Source organism: Streptomyces sp. SKN60, assembly GCF_026236535.1.
Taxonomy (GTDB): Bacteria; Actinomycetota; Actinomycetes; order Streptomycetales; family Streptomycetaceae; genus Streptomyces.
In genome coordinates this window covers 47,271-65,044 of the sequence record NZ_JAHTMW010000016.1, presented here as the reverse complement: position 1 = coordinate 65,044, position 17,774 = coordinate 47,271, and the positions used below count along the sequence as shown (strand labels likewise).

At 74.8% G+C, this 17,774-nt stretch carries 14 protein-coding genes; 9 read left to right on the top strand and 5 right to left on the bottom strand.

The window, feature by feature from the left end:
• Nucleotides 1–315 precede the first annotated feature (315 nt).
• The 3 genes from KV205_RS25510 to KV205_RS25500 all read left to right on the top strand — a co-directional run bounded on the left by KV205_RS25510 (nucleotide 316) and on the right by KV205_RS25500 (nucleotide 3,827).
• Nucleotides 316–1,215: a glycosyltransferase gene (locus tag KV205_RS25510; protein WP_265866952.1), complete on the top strand. Its 900-nt coding sequence runs from the start codon at nucleotides 316–318 to the stop codon at nucleotides 1,213–1,215.
• 110 nt (nucleotides 1,216–1,325) lie between these two features.
• Nucleotides 1,326–2,633: a glycoside hydrolase family 6 protein gene (locus KV205_RS25505; RefSeq protein ID WP_265866951.1), complete on the top strand. Its 1,308-nt coding sequence runs from the start codon at nucleotides 1,326–1,328 to the stop codon at nucleotides 2,631–2,633.
• Nucleotides 2,634–2,774: 141 nt separating this feature from the next.
• The gene (locus KV205_RS25500; RefSeq protein ID WP_265866950.1) at nucleotides 2,775–3,827 is read left to right on the top strand and encodes a M4 family metallopeptidase; all 1,053 of its coding nucleotides are present in this window, start codon (nucleotides 2,775–2,777) and stop codon (nucleotides 3,825–3,827) included.
• A 1-nt stretch (nucleotide 3,828) separates the two neighbouring features.
• On the opposite strand, the gene KV205_RS25495 is transcribed toward KV205_RS25500, so the two are convergent.
• The 3 genes from KV205_RS25495 to KV205_RS25485 form a co-directional block, all read right to left on the bottom strand.
• Nucleotides 3,829–5,043 (bottom strand): exo-alpha-sialidase, encoded by a 1,215-nt coding sequence (locus tag KV205_RS25495; protein ID WP_265866949.1) that lies wholly within the window; start codon nucleotides 5,041–5,043, stop codon nucleotides 3,829–3,831.
• Nucleotides 5,044–5,150: 107 nt separating this feature from the next.
• Nucleotides 5,151–6,548, bottom strand: a complete 1,398-nt coding sequence (locus KV205_RS25490; RefSeq protein WP_265866948.1) for an FAD-binding oxidoreductase — start codon at nucleotides 6,546–6,548, stop codon at nucleotides 5,151–5,153.
• 145 nt (nucleotides 6,549–6,693) lie between these two features.
• Complete coding sequence (locus KV205_RS25485) at nucleotides 6,694–7,416, bottom strand: TetR/AcrR family transcriptional regulator (RefSeq protein WP_265866947.1); 723 nt, start codon at nucleotides 7,414–7,416, stop codon at nucleotides 6,694–6,696.
• 126 nt (nucleotides 7,417–7,542) lie between these two features.
• On the opposite strand from KV205_RS25485, the gene KV205_RS25480 reads away from it, so the two are divergent.
• Nucleotides 7,543–9,177 carry an amidohydrolase gene (locus KV205_RS25480; RefSeq protein WP_265866946.1) on the top strand — a complete coding sequence of 545 codons (1,635 nt, stop codon included), beginning with the start codon at nucleotides 7,543–7,545 and terminating at the stop codon, nucleotides 9,175–9,177.
• A gap of 231 nt (nucleotides 9,178–9,408) precedes the next feature.
• Here the strand turns inward: KV205_RS25480 and KV205_RS25475 are convergent, their stop codons facing one another.
• Nucleotides 9,409–10,458: a LacI family DNA-binding transcriptional regulator gene (locus tag KV205_RS25475; protein WP_265866945.1), complete on the bottom strand. Its 1,050-nt coding sequence runs from the start codon at nucleotides 10,456–10,458 to the stop codon at nucleotides 9,409–9,411.
• Between the two features lie 166 nt (nucleotides 10,459–10,624).
• Between KV205_RS25475 and KV205_RS25470 the strand changes: the two genes are divergently transcribed.
• From KV205_RS25470 to KV205_RS25450, 5 genes are read left to right on the top strand one after another with little or no spacing between them, the layout of a single operon-like run.
• The gene (locus KV205_RS25470) at nucleotides 10,625–12,256 is read left to right on the top strand and encodes an ABC transporter substrate-binding protein (RefSeq protein WP_265866944.1); all 1,632 of its coding nucleotides are present in this window, start codon (nucleotides 10,625–10,627) and stop codon (nucleotides 12,254–12,256) included.
• Nucleotides 12,256–13,224 (top strand): ABC transporter permease, encoded by a 969-nt coding sequence (locus KV205_RS25465; RefSeq protein ID WP_265866943.1) that lies wholly within the window; start codon nucleotides 12,256–12,258, stop codon nucleotides 13,222–13,224. The genes KV205_RS25470 and KV205_RS25465 overlap by 1 nt, the downstream gene beginning before the upstream one ends.
• Complete coding sequence (locus tag KV205_RS25460; protein WP_265866942.1) at nucleotides 13,221–14,114, top strand: ABC transporter permease; 894 nt, start codon at nucleotides 13,221–13,223, stop codon at nucleotides 14,112–14,114. Before KV205_RS25465 ends, KV205_RS25460 begins: the two co-directional genes overlap by 4 nt.
• A 20-nt stretch (nucleotides 14,115–14,134) precedes the next feature.
• A complete protein-coding gene (locus KV205_RS25455) occupies nucleotides 14,135–15,121 on the top strand; it encodes an ABC transporter ATP-binding protein (protein ID WP_265866941.1) in 987 nt (328 codons plus the stop codon).
• A complete protein-coding gene (locus KV205_RS25450; protein WP_265866940.1) occupies nucleotides 15,118–15,930 on the top strand; it encodes an ABC transporter ATP-binding protein in 813 nt (270 codons plus the stop codon). Before KV205_RS25455 ends, KV205_RS25450 begins: the two co-directional genes overlap by 4 nt.
• Before the next feature lie 10 nt (nucleotides 15,931–15,940).
• Here KV205_RS25450 and abc-f read toward each other — a convergent pair whose 3' ends face one another.
• Entirely contained in the window at nucleotides 15,941–17,572 is a 1,632-nt protein-coding gene (gene abc-f / locus KV205_RS25445) for a ribosomal protection-like ABC-F family protein (protein WP_265866939.1), read from the bottom strand.
• Between the last annotated feature and the right edge of the window lie 202 nt (nucleotides 17,573–17,774).

Genomic DNA, 17,774 nt, shown 5'->3' with positions numbered 1-17,774 from the left:
CGCGCCACTTCCCCCCGATTCGCCCGGCGAGCGCACGACTCACGGGCAGGGGAAGGGCGGCGACGGTCGACGAGGGTGCGCGGCTCTTCCGCCTGACTGAACGGTGCGGACCGAGGTCGCAAGTCTCCCCAGCCACGGCCGGGTCCGCACAGGACGCAGAATCCGCCCGGGACGATTGTTTCGACCGAGCGGATCCGGCAGCGCTCAATCTAGACCAACTGGGGCAGGCCATCCAGGAGTTGTGTGAAACTCCTACCGATAGTTGAAGGAAATGTAAGAGTGGGAAGAGTGGGACTCCTTGGTCATACTGTCCCCGTGCCCAGCATCGTGATCCCCGCGCACAACGAGGAACGCACCCTCGGCCGGCTGCTCGACCGCCTTCTGGACGGCGCCGGCGAGGGGGAGTTCGACATCCTCGTCGTGGCCAACGGCTGTACGGACGGCACCGCCGCCGTCGCCACCGCCCGCGGCCCCGGAGTCCGCGTCGTCGAGACCCCCGTCCCGTCCAAGCACGAGGCCCTGCGCCTCGGCGACCGGCACGCCCAGGGCTTCCCCCGGGTGTACGTGGACGCCGACGTGGAACTCGGCGCCGCCGACGTACGCGCCCTGACCGCCGCGCTCTCCGGCCCGGGCCCCGGCGCCGTGCTCGCCGCCGCGCCCGAGCGCGAGCTGCCGATGAACGGCTGCTCCTGGCGGGTGCGGGCCTACTACCGGGTCTGGCAGCGGCTGCCCGCCGTGCGCGAGGGGCTGTTCGGGCGCGGGGTGATCGCCATGACCGGCGAGGGCCATGCCCGTATCGCCGCGCTCCCGCCGCTGATGGCCGACGACCTCGCCGCGTCCCTCGCCTTCGCGCCCGCCGAACGCGCCGTCGTCCCGGCCGCCAGGGTCGTCGTCCGCCCGCCGCGCACCTGGCCCGACCTGATCCGCCGCCGGATCCGCGCGGCCACCTCGACGGCGCAACTGGAGGAGCGGCAGCGGGAGTCGGCGGAATCCCCCACTCCGGACGTTGCCGCCCCCACCACCCCGGCCCCGCCGCCCACCGCCCGCACCGGCCTCGGCGACCTGCGCGCCCTGCTGCGCGCCGACCCCACCCTGCTCCCCGCGATGCTCGTCTTCCTGTCGGCGGCGCTCACGGCGCGCAGGGGCGCGCGCAAGGCGATCAGGGCGCGCGACTTCGACACCTGGCTGAGGGACGAGAGCAGCCGGCAGGACTGAGCAGCCCGCGCGCCCCCTCGCGCCGGAGGAGGCCCGCATTCCGCCACCGTCGAAGATCGAAAACACCTAGGCTGCTCGCGACCGCGTCGGGGGAGGCCGAGGGAGGCCAGATGCAGACGGATCGGAAGACGGATCGGAAGACGGACCGGAGACCGGGACGGCGGCGGCGCACCGCCGGACTCGTGACGGCACTCGCCGTCTGCGCCGCCTGGGCGGCCGGCGGCCCGGCGGCGCGCGCCGAGGAGCCGGTGGCGCCCACCCTCACGCCGACGACCCGGTTCTATGTGGAGCCCGACAACGGCGCCGCCCGGCAGGCCGTCGCCGACGCGGCGGCCGGGGACACGGACGACGCCGCCCGGATGACCCGCCTCGCCGCCCTGCCGCAGGCGGCCTGGTTCACCGGCGGGACGCCCGAGCGGGCGCGCACGGACGCCGCCGCGCTCGGCGCGCGCGCCGGCGCAGCCGGGCAGGTGCCCGTCCTCGTCGCGTACAACGTGCCCGGCCGGGACTGCGGCCTGTACGACGGCGGCGGCGCCGCGTCCTCCACCGCCTACCGGGAGTGGGTCACCGCGCTCGCCGACGGCATCGGCGACGGCCCCGCCGTCGTCCTCCTCGAACCCGACGGACTCGGCGCGCTCCCCAAGGACTGCGCCGGCACCGGCGACCCCACCGGCGAGCTGACCAGGGCCCGCCTCGCCGACCTCGGCTTCGCCGTCACCGCGCTCAAGCGACACCCCCGCACCCTCGTCTACCTCGACGCCGGCAACAGCCAGTGGCGCGCCGTCGGCGACATGGCCCAGCGGCTGATCGACGCCGGCGTCGACCGCGCCGACGGATTCGCGCTCAACGTCTCCAACTTCCAGCCCACCGACCACCAGACCCGCTACGGCGGCTGGCTGGCCAAGTGCGTCTGGTTCGCGACCCAGGGCCCCGACTGGGGCCGCGGCCACACCGACTGGTGCGCCGGCCAGTACTACTCCGCCGCCGCGCCCAACGACGGCAGCCCCGGCAACGCCGTCTCCGCCGACGACCCCACCACCTGGCACTGGACCGACGCCTGGTACGACCAGACCGTCGGCCTGCCCGCCACCACGGAACTCGCCCACTTCGTCGTCGACACCAGCCGCAACGGCAAGGGCCCCTGGAAGCCCGCCGCCGGCACGTACCCCGACCCCGAGACCTGGTGCAACCCGCCCGGCCGCGGCATGGGCCCGCGCCCCACCGCCGACACCGGTCAGCCGCTCGTCGACGCCTATCTGTACGTGAAGACCATCGGCGACTCCGACGGCAGCTGCACCCGCGGCACCACCGGCCCCGCCGACCCGGTGTACGGAGTGGTCGACCCGCCCGCCGGCGCCTGGTGGCCGGAGTTCGCCCACGCGCTCGCCCGCGACGCCGAGCCCGCGCTGCTGCCCTGAACCCGCGCCGCCGCCCCGCACCGCGGCGGATCTGTACGCCTCAGGCCCTCGACGCGGGGTGGTGCCGTGCGCGATGATCACGGCCGCACGACGGCACCACCCCCCTACCCTCACCTCGCATCCCACACCGGGAGGACGTTGATGGCTCGCCGCACATCCCGCGGCCTGATCGCCGCGGCCACCGCCACCGTGGCGCTGATCGCCCCTGCGGGATTGGCCGGACCGGCCGCCGCCGCGGACACCGCCCCGCACTCCGCCGGGCCCCAGGCCCGCATCTTCATGGTCAACCCCGTGCAGTCCACGGGCGACCAGTCGCTCACCGACGCCAAGGACTCCGCCACCGCGGTGCCCGCCTCCGCCTACACGCTCGCGGAGCTGCGCAACCTCGACGGCAGCGGCGGCCTCTCCGGCCGCTGGGCCTCCGTCCGGTCCGACACCGGCGCCTCGGCCAAGACCGCCGACGCGGGCGGCTACGACCGCCACGACGACCAGTTCGAGCAGGTCATGGCGTACTTCTGGGTCAACGAGGCGCAGGACTACCTCCAGAGCCTGGGCTTCGGCAGCGAACTGCCGGGCGCCAACGACCGGGTGCAGCCCGTGCGGATCAACCAGTGGGGCGCCGACAACTCCTTCTTCACCGACAAGAAGGACGAGATCCGCTTCGGCAAGGGCGGCGTCGACGACGCCGAGGACGCCGAGGTGATCGTCCACGAGTACGGGCACGCCGTGCACGAGGCCCAGGTGCCCGGCTTCGGCGCCTCCGCCGAGGCCGGCGCGATCGGCGAGGCCTTCGGCGACTACCTCGCCGTCGCCGTCGGCACGAACGCCGCCAATCGCCACGGCTGGCCGGTGCGCACCGACCTCGCCTGCGTCGGCGACTGGGACTCCGTCATGTACAGCGGCGCCCCGCACTGCCTGCGGCGCCTGGACGGCACCAAGGTCTACGCGGACCGGGTCGGCGAGGTCCACGCGGACGGCGAGATCTGGTCCCGCGCGCTCTGGGACATCCGCACGGCGCTCGGCGCCCGTACCGCCGACCGGATCATCGTGAACGCCCAGTTCGGCTTCGCCCCCGACACCTCCTTCTCGGCCGCGGCGGCCCAGACCGTCGCCACCGCCCGGAGCATGTACGGGCAGGCCGCCGCCGACGCGGTCCGCGACGCCTTCCGGGCCCGGGAGATACCCGGCGTCTGAGTCATCGGCCGAGCCGGGCCAGCGGGACGCGCCGGAAGGCGATCGACTCGTACGGGCCGCGCACCCCCGTCTCGTACAGCACGCCGACCGTTTCCGCGTCCACCCGCACCAGGTCCGAGTACGCGGCGGGGCGCGGTGACAGGGTGAGCGCCCGGGTGAAGGTGCGGCCGCCGTCGGCGCTGGTCCACAGCGCCTCGGCGGCGCGCCGGTCCGGCACCGACGGCGCGGAGAACAGCAGCAGCCCGGGCCGCCCCGGCCCCGGCCCGGGCACGTACAGCAGACTGCCCTGCACGACGGGTACGACGGCGAGCGCGGGCTGCGGCGCGTACGGGTGCTCCAGGCTCGCGCCGCCGTCGGCCGAACGGCTGTCGGCGCGCTGGCCGGGGGCGTCGCCGAGCTGGTCGCGGGTGCTGAAGTAGAGGCTGCCGTCGGGGAGTTCGGCCGCCGTGGTCTCGTTGCTGTTGACGCGTCCGTCGTAGGACTCGTCCACGGAGCCGATCCGCCAGCTGTGGCCGCCGTCGTCGCTGAGCAGGGCGTGCGCGCCGTAGTGGCGCGGCTCGCGGCCGGTGTCCGTGGAGCCGGGCGGCGGCGCGGCCGAGTGGTCGGCGGGGACGACGAGCCGGCCCGCGTACCGGCCGTGGGTGAGGGCGAGCGCGTGCCCTGGGCCGGTGGCGTACCAGCGCCAGTCGGGCCGCCTTACCGAGGCGGTGATGTCCTCGGGCGCGGAGAAGACGCGCCCGTCGTCCGCGCTGCGCTGGACGTACACCCGCCGTCCGCGCGCCGGGTCCACCCGCCCCTGGAGCACGGCGCGTTCGGTCGACGTACCGGCGTTGCCCGAGGAGAGCAGCACGACGTCGCCGCTCGCCGGGTCGACCACCGGGGCCGGATTGCCGCGGGTGTCCCCGTGTCCGGCCGCGACCACGATCAGCGGCCCCCAGGTGCAGCCGCCGTCGCCCGAGCGCCGCAGCACCAGATCCACGGCGCCCGCGTCCCCCGCCCCGTGCACCCGGCCCTCGGCGAAGGCGAGCAGGGTGCCGACGGGGGTGCGGACGACGGCCGGTATCCGGTAGACCGCGTAGCCGCCGGTCCCGGCGGCGTACGGCACCGAGCCCGTGCACCGCGCAGGCCCGGGCGGCTCGTCCGCCGCCAGGGCCGCCGCCGTCAGCGCGACCGCCGCCGCCACCCGTCCCCACTGCCGCCATCGCCCCCGTCGCATGCCGCCCACCGCACCTCGCCCCGGCGACACGACCCCCAACAGCGGGCCATGGGACGGGAGTCGGCGGGCGAAGACGAGGTGAACGCGGCAGCGGTACGGGCGGTGGGTCAGCTGTCGAAACCGAGGCCCGCGCGGTCCAGGGCGCGCAGCCAGAGATTGCGGCGCCCCTCGCGGGCGTCGGCGCGGGCGAGCGCCCACTGTGTGATCCCGATGCCGACGGACCGCACCGGCTCCGGCGGGAACGGCAGCGGCTTGCGGCGCACCAGCTCCAGCGAGGTGCGCTCGGTGCGCGCCCCGGCGAGCAGGTCGAGCATCACCTCGGCGCCGAAGCGCGTGGCGCCCACGCCGAGACCGGTGTAACCGGCCGCGTACGCCACCCGGCCGCGGTGGCTGGTGTCGAAGAAGACGCAGAAGCGGGTGCTGGTGTCGATCGCGCCGCCCCAGGCGTGGCCGAAGCGGACCCCGGCGAGCTGCGGGAAGGTCTCGAAGAAGTGCCGGGCGAGGGTCGCGAAGGTCTCCGGGCGCTGGTCCCGCTCGGCCCGCACACCGCCCCGGAAGCGGTGGACGGCGTCGAAGCCGCCCCACAGGATCCGGTTGTCGGCCGACAGGCGCACATAGTGGAAGCGGTTGGCGCAGTCGGCGAAGCCCTGCCGGTTCCGCCAGCCCACGGAGGCGAGTTGATGATCCGTCAGGGGCTCGGTCATCAGCGCGTAGTCGTAGACGGGGACGGTGTACGGGCGGTGCCGGCGAAGCAGCGAGGGGTACGCGTTGGTGGCGAGCGCGACCTTGCGGGCGCGCACCCGGCCGTAGGGCGTGGTGACGGCGATCCGGGCGCCGTCCTCGGTGAGCCGGATGCCCGGCGTGTGCTCGTACACCCGCACGTCGAGCTCCTGGCAGGCGCGCTTGAGGCCGTGGGCGAGCCGGGCCGGGTCGACCATGGCGACCCCGTCCTTGTTCCAGAGCCCGCCGAGGAAGGTGGCGGAGTCGATCTCGGCCCGCACCGCGGCCTCGTCGAGCAGCGCCACGTCCGCGCCGTACCGCGCGGCGGCCTCGGCCTCCTCCTTCAGGCCCGCGAGCTGGTACGGCTCGGTGGCGACCACCAGGGAGCCGCTGCGCCGCCAGTCGCAGTCGATGCCGTGCCGGGCGACCGTGTCCTCGATGGCCTGCAGATTCTCCCGGCCGAGCCGTTCGAGCCGCCCGATCTCCCCGGGCCAGCGGGCAAGGCCGTTCCCCAGTCCGTGCGTCAGGCTCGACTCGCAGAAGCCGCCGTTCCGCCCGGACGCGGCGCCGCCGACCCGGCCCGCCTCGATCAGCACGACATCGGCCGACGGATCGCGCTCCTTGGCGATCAGCGCGGTCCACAGCCCGCTGTAACCCCCGCCGACCACGAGCAGATCGCAGTCGGTCGGCCCGACGAGAGCCGGCGCGGCGGGCGGCCGGCGGTCGGCGTCGTCCAGCCAGAAGGGGGTGGGCGAGGCGTCCCGGAGCGCGTGCAGGGGGTCCATGGGCGGTGCTCCTTCGGATCGCGGAGGCGGGGCCTCGGGGCCGCACGCCTTCGAAGTGCCGCCATGAGACCGGGCACGGCCGATTTCCGTCAATGGTGTTGACGTAAGCGCCGCCGACCCGGGCCCGCGCCCGGGACCGGGTCCCCTATCCCTCGCCGAGCGCCGCAAGGCGCGCCGCCAGCCGCGCCCCCACCGCGTCCAGCATCAGTTCCAGCGCGAAGGGGTGGCCGCTGTCCCGCATGTCCGCCGCGAGCAGCGGGTAGGTCGCCGCCACGTTCGGGTGGGTGTCGGGCGAGAGCTTGCCGTAGGCCGCGTGCCAGACCTGCTCGTCGGCCTCGCGGGCCGGTTCCGGCAGGGCGAGGGCGGCGGCGTCGAGGGCGGCGAAGGCCAGGGCCTGGTCGACGAAGGCGTGATAGATCCGGACCGCCTCCGCGTCCGGGAAGCCCGCGCGGCGCAGCACGCCGAGGATCGCCTCCACCGCGCGGGTCTCGTGCGCCCGGCCCGTCGTGCGGTGCGCGGCGAGCGCCGCGACCTGTGGGTTCGCCAGGTAGGCGGCGTGGATGCGCAGGGCGATCTCGCGCAGGTCGGCCCGCCACTCGCCGGTGGCCCGCCAGCCCGCCTGCGCCCGGCCGACCATCTCGTCGGCGAGGGCGAGCAGCAGGTCGTCGGTGTTGCGGAAGTAGCGGTAGAGCGCGCTGGGATCCGAGCCCAGGGCGGCGCCCAGACGCCGTACGGACAACGCCTCCGCGCCGTGCTGGGCGACGAGCCGCAGCGCCGTCTCGACGATCACCCGCTCGGAGAGCACGGTGCCCTGCTTGGTGGGGCGGCGGCGCTGCCGCCGGCCCTCCGGAACCACTCGTTCGGCCATGGCCGGACCCTACCGGGGGAGCGCTTACGACAACACCCTTGACGTTCGAACGGCGGCGGCGGTTGCATGGCGCACCTCCCTCCCCAGCCCTCTTCCGGGGCTCCCTCACCCTCCAGGAGTACGCAGATGACCACGGCCGACCTGGTCTTCACCGGTGGTCCCGTCTTCACCGGCGACCCGGCCCGCACCCGGGCCACCTCGCTCGCCGTCACCGGCGAGCGGATCGTCGCCGTCGGCCACGACGAGGTGCGCGAACTCGTCGGCCCGAAGACCGAAGTCGTCGACCTCACCGGTAAGTTGCTGATCCCCGGCTTCCAGGACTCCCACATCCACGCCGTGTACGGAGGCGTCGAGCTGGCCGAGTGCGACCTCAGCGGCACCACCGGCGTCGACGACTACCGGCGGATCATCGCCGGCTTCGCCGCCGCCCACCCCGACCACGCGTGGATCACCGGCGGCGGCTGGTCCATGGAGAGCTTCGAAGGCGGCCTGCCCACCCGGCAGTTGCTCGACGCGCTCGTCTCCGACCGTCCGGTCCTGCTTGTCAACCGCGACCACCACGGCGCCTGGGCCAACTCCCGCGCCCTGGAACTCGCCGGGATCACCGCCGACACCCCCGACCCGGCCGACGGCCGGATCGAGCGGGACGCCGACGGCCACCCCACCGGCGTCCTCCAGGAAGGCGCGGCGGCCCTGGTCTCCCGGCTGATCCCGCCCGGCACCACCGCCGACCGCGTCGCCGGACTGCTGCGCGCCCAGACCCTGCTGCACTCGCTCGGCATCACCGGCTGGCAGGACGCCATCCTCGGCGAGTTCGCCGGCCGCCCCGACCCCTCCGACGCGTATCTCGCCGCCGCCCAGGACGGCACCCTCACCGCCAGGGTCACCGGCGCGCTGTGGTGGGACCGGGCACGCGGCGCCGAGCAGATCCCCGAACTCGTGGAGCGGCGCGCGAAGTCGAGCCACGGCCGGTTCCGCGCCGGCTCGGTGAAGATCATGCAGGACGGCATCGCCGAGAACTTCACCGCCGCCCTGACCAGCCCCTACCTCGACGGCTGCGGCTGCGCCACCGCCAACACCGGGATGAGCTTCGTCGACCCCGAGGCGCTGCGCGGCCATGTCACCGCGCTCGACGCCCTCGACTTCCAGGTGCACTTCCACGCGCTCGGCGACCGCGCCGTCCGGGAGGCCCTGGACGCCATCGAGGCCGCCGTCACCTCCAACGGGCGGCGCGGCAACCGCCACCACCTGGCCCACCTCCAGGTCGTCCACCCCGACGACATCGCCCGCTTCGCCCGGCTCGGCGCGCTCGCCAACATCCAGCCGCTGTGGGCCGCGCACGAACCGCAGATGGACGAGCTGACCATCCCCTTCCTCGGACCCGAACGCGCCGCCTGGCAGTACCCGTTCGGCGCCCTCCTCCGCGCCGGCGCCACCCTGGTCGCGGGCAGCGACTGGCCGGTCAGCAGCCCGGACCCGCTCGCCGGCCTCCATGTCGCCGTCAACCGCGCCGAACCCGGCGCCACCGACGGCCGGGTCTTCCTCCCCGAGCAGCGCATCGACCTCACCACCGCGCTCGCCGCCTACACCGCGGGCTCCGCCCACGCGAACGGCCACGACGACACCGGCAGCCTCCGCCCCGGCCACCTCGCCGACCTCGTCGTCCTCGACCGCGACATGCTCACCGCCCCGCCCGAGGAGATCGCCGACGCCCGCGTCGAGCAGACCTTCGTCGGCGGCACCCGCGTCCACGGGGCCTAGGCGATGTCCGTCACGTCTCCCACCGGGCTTCGCCCGGGTGAGGGTGCCACCGGCGAAACCGGGGGAGCGTTCCGGCCGGCTCGCCCCCGCCCGGCCCGTGCGCTCGATACTTCCCCTCGGCCCCGGCGGGCCTGGGGAGACCCCACCCCCTCGGCCCGGCCGGCCTGGGGATGCCTCACCCCCTCGGCCCTCGCGGGCCCGGGGACGCCCCATCGCGTCGTGCTACGGGAGTCACGACGAGGCCCGCACCCGGAGCCGGGCGGTGAGCAGCACGCCGGGGGGCGTGCTGCTCCCGTCCTCCAGGGCGGCCACGAGCAGGGCCATGCCCTTCTCGGCGACCTCGACCGGGCGCAGGCTCAGCGTGCTGACCGGCGGATCCGCGTGGGCGGCCGACTCGTCCTCGCTGACGCACACCACGCGTACGTCCCGGGGCACGGCCAGGCCGAGTCGCCGGGCCGCGTCCATGACCAGCGGCGGGCTGGCCTCCGCGACCACGAACAGGCCGTCCGGCCGCGGCTCGGCGGTCAGGGCCCGCTCGACCGCCCGTACCACCGGGCCGTTGCCCGGCTCGGGGACCAGGGTCACCAGCTCCTCGGCCCCGTGGGCGGCGCACCAGGCGCGATACGCCGCGAGCATCTGCCGGTGGAACCGTGTGGTGCTGTCGGGCAGTACCAGCGCGGTCCGCCGGGCGCCGCCCGCCCGCAGGTGCTCCAGGCACTCCCGTACCGCCGCGTCGGTGTCCAGGTCGACCCAGTGCGCGCCCTCCCGGCCCGCGACCGAGGCGTCGCTGAAGACCGGGATCCGGGCCGCCAGGAAGTCCTCGACCAGCGGATCGTCCTCGACGGGATCGGCCACGATCACCGCCTCCAGGGGCAGATCGGCCCACTCCCGCTGGAGCGTTCCGGCGGGCAGCATCACCAGGGCGTAGCCGTGCCGCAGCGCGGCCGCGGAGGTCGCGCCGGTGAGCTGGGCGAAGTACGGCGAGTCGAGATACGTCCAGGGCTCGCCGGCGAACTCGCCGACCACGTAGCCGATCAGCCGGGCCCGCCCGGCGCGCAGCTGGCGCGCCGTCGCGTTGGGCCGGTAGCCCATCCGCCGCGCGGTCTCGACCGCCTTCTCCCGCACGGCGGGGGAGAGCCGCCCGGTGCCGTTGAGCGCGGCGGACACGGTGGTCTTGGACAGGCCCGCCTCGCGGGCGACGTCGACGAGCCGCACCCGGGGCACGGCCGCCCCGCCGCGGCTCGCCCCGGCATGCCCGGCATCGGGTTCGCGTGTGGTCACAGCCCGATGCTGCCACCTCGCTGACCTCAGCAGAACCGTTCCCGCAAAGTCTCCGGAAAGGTCTCGGAAACCCTTGTGCGGGAACGTTCCCGCATCAATACTCGCTCCATTCCTCCCCCACAGCCCCAAGCCCCCCGTCACTACACCCGTAAAGGGGTGGGTCTCCTTGCGCACGCCCAGACTCGGTCTGCTCCTCGCCGCCACCGCCGCCCTCGCCCTCACCGCGACCGCCTGCTCCGGCGCCACCAAGCCCACCGGCACCGGCCCCGGCGACTACACCGTCACCCCGCTCGCGCCGCCGGCGAAGGGCCCGCTGCCCTCCCTCACCTGGTCGCTGTACGCCGAGCCGTACACCCTCGACTACGCCCGGGCCTTCGACTACCCGCCCAACACGGTCCTCGCCAACGTCTGCGAGCAGCTGCTCCGGGTCACCCCCGACCTGAAGATCGAGCCCGGCCTCGCCGTGAAGTGGGAGAACCCCGACCCGCTGGTCTGGGTCTACACCCTGCGCCCCGGCGTCACCTTCCACGACGGCACCACCCTGACCGCCGACGACGTCGTCGCCTCCCTCAAGCGCCAGATGGACCCGGCCACCGGCTCCCCCTGGGGCTCCGCCTTCAAGAACGTCAAGGCCGTCGAGAAGACCGGCCCGCTCCAGGTCACCCTGCGCCTGATCAAGCCCGACATGCTGCTCAACGAACTCATGGCCGCCTCGCCCGGCACCATCGAGAGCGCCGCCTTCCTCGCCAAGGCCGGCAAGGAGTACGGCGTCCCCGGCGGCAAGGTCAACTGCACGGGTCCGTACGCCCTGGAGAAGTGGCAGCAGGGCGAGTCCATCACCCTCACGAAGCACCCCGGCTACTGGGACAAGAAGCTCACGCCCAAGACCGACACCGTCCGCTTCACCTTCACCGAGGACTCCGCCGCCCGCACCAACGCCTTCCTGACCGGCACCGCCGACGGCGGCTACATGGTCCCGTCCTCCTCGCTCGCCCAGCTGCGGGCGAGCGACAAGGGCAAGGTGCACTTCGGCCCCAACACCGCCGCCGCCAACCTCGCCGTCCTGAACTTCCAGGGCACCCTCGGCGACCTCAAGGTGCGCAAGGCCCTCTCCATGGCCCTCGACCGCGAGAACATCATCAAGGCCGCCGCCGGCGGCGTCGGCATCCCCGCCAAGGCCCCCGCCGCCCGCGGCGCCTGGGCCCTGCGCCCTGAGCGCACCGAGGGCTACTACAAGGAACTGCCCGACCCGGTCCGCGACGTCGCCGCCGCCAAGGCCCTCGTCGAGGAGGCCGGCGCCACCGGCAAGCCCGTCACCCTCGTCACCAGCAGCCTCGCCCCCGAGATCAGCGTCGTCGCCAACGCCGTCCAGGCGGCCGGCCGCGAGATCGGCCTCGACGTGCGCCTCAAGGCCGTCGCCCCCGAGGCGTACAGCAGCATCTTCGTCGACCCGAACGCCCGCAAGGGACTCGACCTCGTCATCACCAACGGCTACGACAACACCCCCGACCCGCTGGAGTTCTACCAGTACCTGCGCACCGGCGACTTCGGGAACTACGGCAACTGGTCCGACCCCTCCTACGACGCCGCGTTCGACCGGGCCATCGCCGCCGCCGACCCCGGCCCGCGCAGCGACCTCACCAACGAGCTGCAGAAGATCGCCGTCCGCGAACTGCCGATCATCCCGGTCTACGAGGCGCCCTACTCGGTCTTCCTCGGCAACCGCGTCACCGGCGCCCCCACCGGCATCGCCCAGCTCTACTACCCCTGGGCCGCGACGATCGGCGCCGCACGCTGATGAACGGACTCACCCGCTATCTCCTCGGACGGCTCGCCGGCCTCCTCGGCGTCCTGCTCGTCACCTCCTTCGTGGTCTTCGCGAGCATCCACCTCGCCCCCGGCGACCCCGTCTCCTTCCTGCTCCACGGCCGCCCCGCCACCCCCGAGACGGTGGCCGCGCTGCGCGCCGAGCACCACCTCGACGACCCGCTCGCCGCGCAGTACGCCGACTGGCTCGGCGACGTCCTGCGCGGCGACTTCGGGCGCTCCGCCCAGTACCACCAGGACGTCTCGGCCCTGCTCGGCTCCCGCTTCACCGGCACCGTGCTGCTCGTGGCGTACGCGGCCCTGCTCGTCGCCGTCGGCGGCGTCACCGCGGGCGTGCTCGCCGCCCTGCGCCCCGGCCTCGTCGACCGGCTCGTCCTCATCGGCACCGGCATCGCCACCGCCACGCCGTCGTTCGTCAGCGCGATCGCCCTGGTGTCGCTGTTCTCGGTCCAGCTCGGCTGGTTCCCCGGACCCGGCGGCACCCCCGACGGCCTCGGCGACCGCCTCTACCACCTCACCCTGCCCGCCTTCGCCCTCGCCACCACCTTCGCCGGCCTCCTCGCCCGCGTCACCCGCTCCGCGATGCTCGACGAACTCGGCCGCGACCACGTCGAGGTGGCCCGTGCCCGCGGCGTCGCCGGCCGCACCGTCGTCCGCCGGCACGTACTGCGCAACAGCCTCGGCCCCGTCGTCACCGTCGGCGGCACCATGCTCGCCGGACTCCTCGTCACCACCTCCGTCGTCGAGACCGCCTTCGACGTCCCCGGCCTCGGCTCCCTCCTCGTCCAGTCCGTCACCGCCAAGGACTTCGCCGTCGTCCAGGCCATCACCCTGCTCAGCGTCGCGGCCTTCGTCCTCGCCAACCTCGCCGTCGACCTCCTCGCCCCGCTCATCGACCCCCGGCTCAGCCTGCTCACCCACGGGGAAGGCCCCTCATGACCCTCACCGCACCCACCGGGGCCGCCGACCCCGCGGCCGCGCTGCGCAGACGCCCCGGCCTGCGCCGGCTGCGCGCCCTCGGCGGACAGGGCCCGCTGTTCACCACGGCCCTCGTCGTCCTCGCCGCACTCGTCCTCGTCGCCGCCCTGGCCCCGCTGCTCGCCCCGTACGACCCCGAGGCCATCGACCTGTCCGCCAGCCTCGTCGGCACGAGCGGCGACCACCTCCTCGGCACCGACCAGTCCGGCCGCGACATCCTGTCCCGGCTGCTGCACGGCGCCCGCACCGGACTCCTCGGACCGCTGCTCGTCGTCGCCGTGTCCACCGTCCTCGGGCTCGTCCTCGGCGTGATCGCCGGCTGGCGCGGCGGCTGGGCCGACACCCTGCTCTCCCGCTCCATGGACCTGGTCTTCGCCGTCCCCGGACTGCTCCTCGCGATCATGCTGGTCGCCGTCGTCGGCTCCGGCATGACCGCACCCGTCGCCGCCATGGCCGTCGCCTACACCCCGTACGTCGGACGGCTCGTGCGCGGCATCGCCCGCCAGGAGAAGGCCCGCCCCTACATCGAGTCGTACGTCGTCCAGGGCTGGTCCGGCTGGACCATCTGCCTGCGCCACCTGCTGCCCAACATCGCGCCCACCGTGCTCGCCCAGTCCGCGATGAACTTCGGCTACGCGCTGATGGACCTGGCCGCCCTCTCCTTCCTCGGCTTCGGCGTGCAGCCGCCCACGGCCGACTGGGGCGCCATGATCAACGACGGCCAGTCGGCGATCCAGCAGGGCGCGATGCTGCCCGCGCTCGCCCCGTCGTTCTGCATCGTCCTCGCCGTCGTGGCGTTCGGCATCGTCGGCGAGGGCCTCGCCGACCGGATCGCGAAGCGGGAGCGCTGACCCCACCCATGACCCCACCCATGAGCCAGCACAGCACCGGCGGCGACGTCCTGGAGATCGACGGCCTCACCCTCGAACTGCCCGACGGCCGTGCCGCCCGCCCCCTCCTCGACGGCGTCCGGCTCACCGTCGCCCCCGGCGAGACCGTCGGCCTCGTCGGCGAGTCCGGCTCCGGCAAGTCCGTCGCCTGCCGCAGCGTCCTCGGCCTGCTGCCCGCCCGCGCCCGCGTCACCGGCGAGGTGCGGGTCGCCGGCCGCGACGTCCTCGGCCTGGACCGCGCCGCCCTCGCCGACCTGCGCGCCCGGGAGGTCGCCATGGTCTTCCAGGACCCGCGCGCCTCCGTCAACCCGCTGCGCCGCGTCGGCGACTTCGTCACCGAGGGCCTGCGCGCCACCGGCGTCCCCGCCGCCCGGGCCACCGCGCGCGCCGAGGAACTCCTCGCCGCCGTCGGCATCCGCGACCCGCGCGGCGCCCTGCGCCGCCACCCGCACGAGTTCTCCGGCGGCATGCTCCAGCGCGTCGTCATCGCCGCCGCGCTCGCCGCCGACCCCGCCCTCCTCGTCGCCGACGAACCCACCACCGCGCTCGACGTCACCACCCAGGCCGAGATCATCGCGATCCTCACCCGCCTCCAGGCCGAACGCGGCACCGGACTCCTCTTCGTCACCCACGACCTCGAACTCGCCGCCGCCATCTGCGACCGGGTGTACGTGATGTACGCCGGCCGCATCGTCGAGACCGGCCGCACCGGCGAGCTCTTCGACCGGCCTCGCCACCCCTACACCGTGGGCCTGCTCTCCTGCACCCCCCGCCTCGACCCCGGCACGCCCCCGCCCGCCCCCATCGCGGGCCGCCCCGTCTCGGTCGCCGAGGCCCCGCCCGGCTGCGCCTTCGCCGCCCGCTGCCCGTACGCGGTGGAGCGCTGCACGGCCGAAGTGCCCGCCCTCGTGGCGCACGGCGCCGGGTACGCCGCCTGCCACCGCGCCGACGAAGGGATCCTGCTGTGACCTCCGCCCCTGGACTCGTGGTGCGCGGACTGCGCAAGACGTACGGCGCCCACACCGCCGTCGACGACGTCTCCTTCACCCTCGCCCCCGGCTCCTCCCTCGGCATCGTCGGCGAGTCGGGCAGCGGCAAGACCACCACCGTCCGCATGCTCGTCGGCCTCGAACGCGCCGACGCCGGCACCGTCACCCTCGACGGCCGCGACCGCTCCGCCCGCCCCCGCGGCCGGGCCGAACGCCTCGCCCGCGCCCGCGAGATCCAGATGGTCTTCCAGGACCCCTATCTCTCGCTCGACCCGCGCGTCACCGTCGGCGGCTGCGTCGACGAGGTGCTGCGCCTGCACTTCCGCCTCGCCCCGGCCGCCCGCCGGGCCCGGGTCACCGAACTCCTCGACCAGGTCGGCCTCGGCCCCCGTGAAGCCGCCGCCCTGCCCCGCGCCCTCTCCGGCGGTCAGCGCCAACGCGTCGCCATCGCCCGCGCGCTGGCCGCCGAACCCCGGGTCCTGGTCCTCGACGAGGCCGTCGCCGCCCTGGACGTCTCCATCCAGGCCCAGATCCTCGAACTCCTCACCCGCATCCGCCGCGAGGCCGGCGTCGGCTATCTCTTCGTCACCCACGACCTCGGCGTCGTCCGCCACGTCACCGACGACCTCGTGGTCCTCCACCACGGCCGCATCGCCGAGTCCGGCCCCACGCCCCGCGTCCTCACCGCCCCCGAACACCCCTACACCCGCCTCCTGCTGGACTCCGTCCCCCGCCGCGGCTGGGACCCGGCACGGATCGCCCAGCAGCGGGCGGCGGCGAGCGGCTGACCCGGCCCGGTCAGCCGGCCGGCACCACCGCCCGGCCCGAGCGCAGCTCGAGCAGTGTCCCGCCGAAGGACTCTCGGAAGCGGTCGTCGTGCGAGACCGCCACGACCGGGCCCGCGAAGGCGGCCAGCGCGGACTCGAGTTCCTCGATCAGGGACAGCGCCAGGTGGTTGGTCGGTTCGTCGAGGATGAGCAGGTCCACCGGGCGCGACACCAGGCGGGCGAGCTCAAGGCGGCGGCGCTGGCCCACCGAGAGGGCGCGCACCGGGACGTGGAAGTCGTCCGCGCGGAAGAGGCCGAGGGCGAGGAGTTCGTCGGCGTGGTCCTCGGGCAGGCCGGGGCGGCCCTGGGCGTAGGCGGCGAGCAGCGGCAGGGGCGGGGCGACGGGGGGCAGTTCCTGGGCGAGGTGGCCGATGCGGGCGGGCAGCCGTACCGTGCCGGAATCCGGATCGAGTTCGCCCGCCAGGACCCGCAACAGGGTGGACTTCCCCGCCCCGTTGGGGCCCGAGACGAGCAGCCGGTCACCGGGCTCCAGGCGCAGCTCGTCAACGGCGAGCCGGTCACCGACCGTGATCCCGCTCAGCTCGGCGCCGGCGTCCGCGTCCGCTGGGGAGCCGCCGAAGTGGGCGCGGAAACGCAGGGGTTCGGGCGGCGGTGCGACCGGGTGCGCGAGGAGATCGGCGAGCCGCCCGCGGGCGGCCCGTACCTGGCCCGACAGCTTGTTCTCGCTGGACCGCCGGTGCTTGCCGAAGCCCTGCTTCGGGTCCCGCCCGGTCGCGGCGAGCCGCTGCCCCGCCGCGGCCACCAACTCCTCGGTGCGGGCCACCTCGTCCCGCCACTCCTGGTGCTCCTGCGCCTGGCGCCGCCGGGCCGCCGCCCGCGCCGCGCGGTAGCCGGCCCAGCCGTCGCCGTACCGCGTCACGCTCCGGCTGTCCCGGTCGACCTCCAGGATGCTCGTGGCGGTCGCCTCCAGGAACGCCCGGTCGTGGGTGACGGCGACCACCGTCCCGCGATGGGCGCGCAACCGGTCCCGCAGCCAGCCGACCGCCGCGCGGTCGAGGTGGTTGGTGGGTTCGTCGAGCAGCAGCAGTTCGGCCCCGGAGGACAGCACACAGGCGAGCGCGAGCCGGGACTGCTCGCCGCCGGACAGGGTGCCGATCCGGCGCTCGTACGGGACGTGCCCGAGGCCGAGCCCGTCGAGTGCCGCGGCCATCCGGGCATCGGCCTCGTAGCCGCCGCGTTCCTCGAAGCGTTCGAGCAGCTCCCCGTACGCGGTGAGCTGTTCGGCGTCTGCGTCGGCGAGGGTCTGCTCCGCCTCCCGCAACGCGGCTTCGAGCGTGCGGAGTTCGGTGAGCGCCGCGTCGACGGCGTCGCGGACGGTGTGGCCGGGACCGACGGCGAAGGTCTCGCCGAGCGTCTGGGCGAGCCGTGCGCTGCCGCCGGGGAAGCGCACGGTCACCTCCCCGGCCTCCGGGGCCTCGGCCCCGGCGATCAGCCGCAGCAGGGTGGACTTGCCGGAGCCGTTCTCGCCGACGACGGCGACCCGCTCGCCGGGCCGGACGGTGAAGGAGACGTCCTGGAGGACCTGGCGGTCGCCGTAGGACTGGGAGACATGGAGCAGCGTGAGCTGGGCGCGGTCGCGCATGGTGGTATTCCCTGGGGGATGGGTTCGACTGATCGGGGCGTGGCGCGCCGTGCGGGCGCGCGCGGACACCGGCGGCCTCCTGCCCGACGCGGCTGCGCGTCAGCGGTTCACGCCGTGTCCCTGTCCTGGATCAGCGGAAGAAGTAGTACGCGTACGAACCCATGCGGCCCACCGTAACAGGGCACCCCGACCGGCCGCCCCC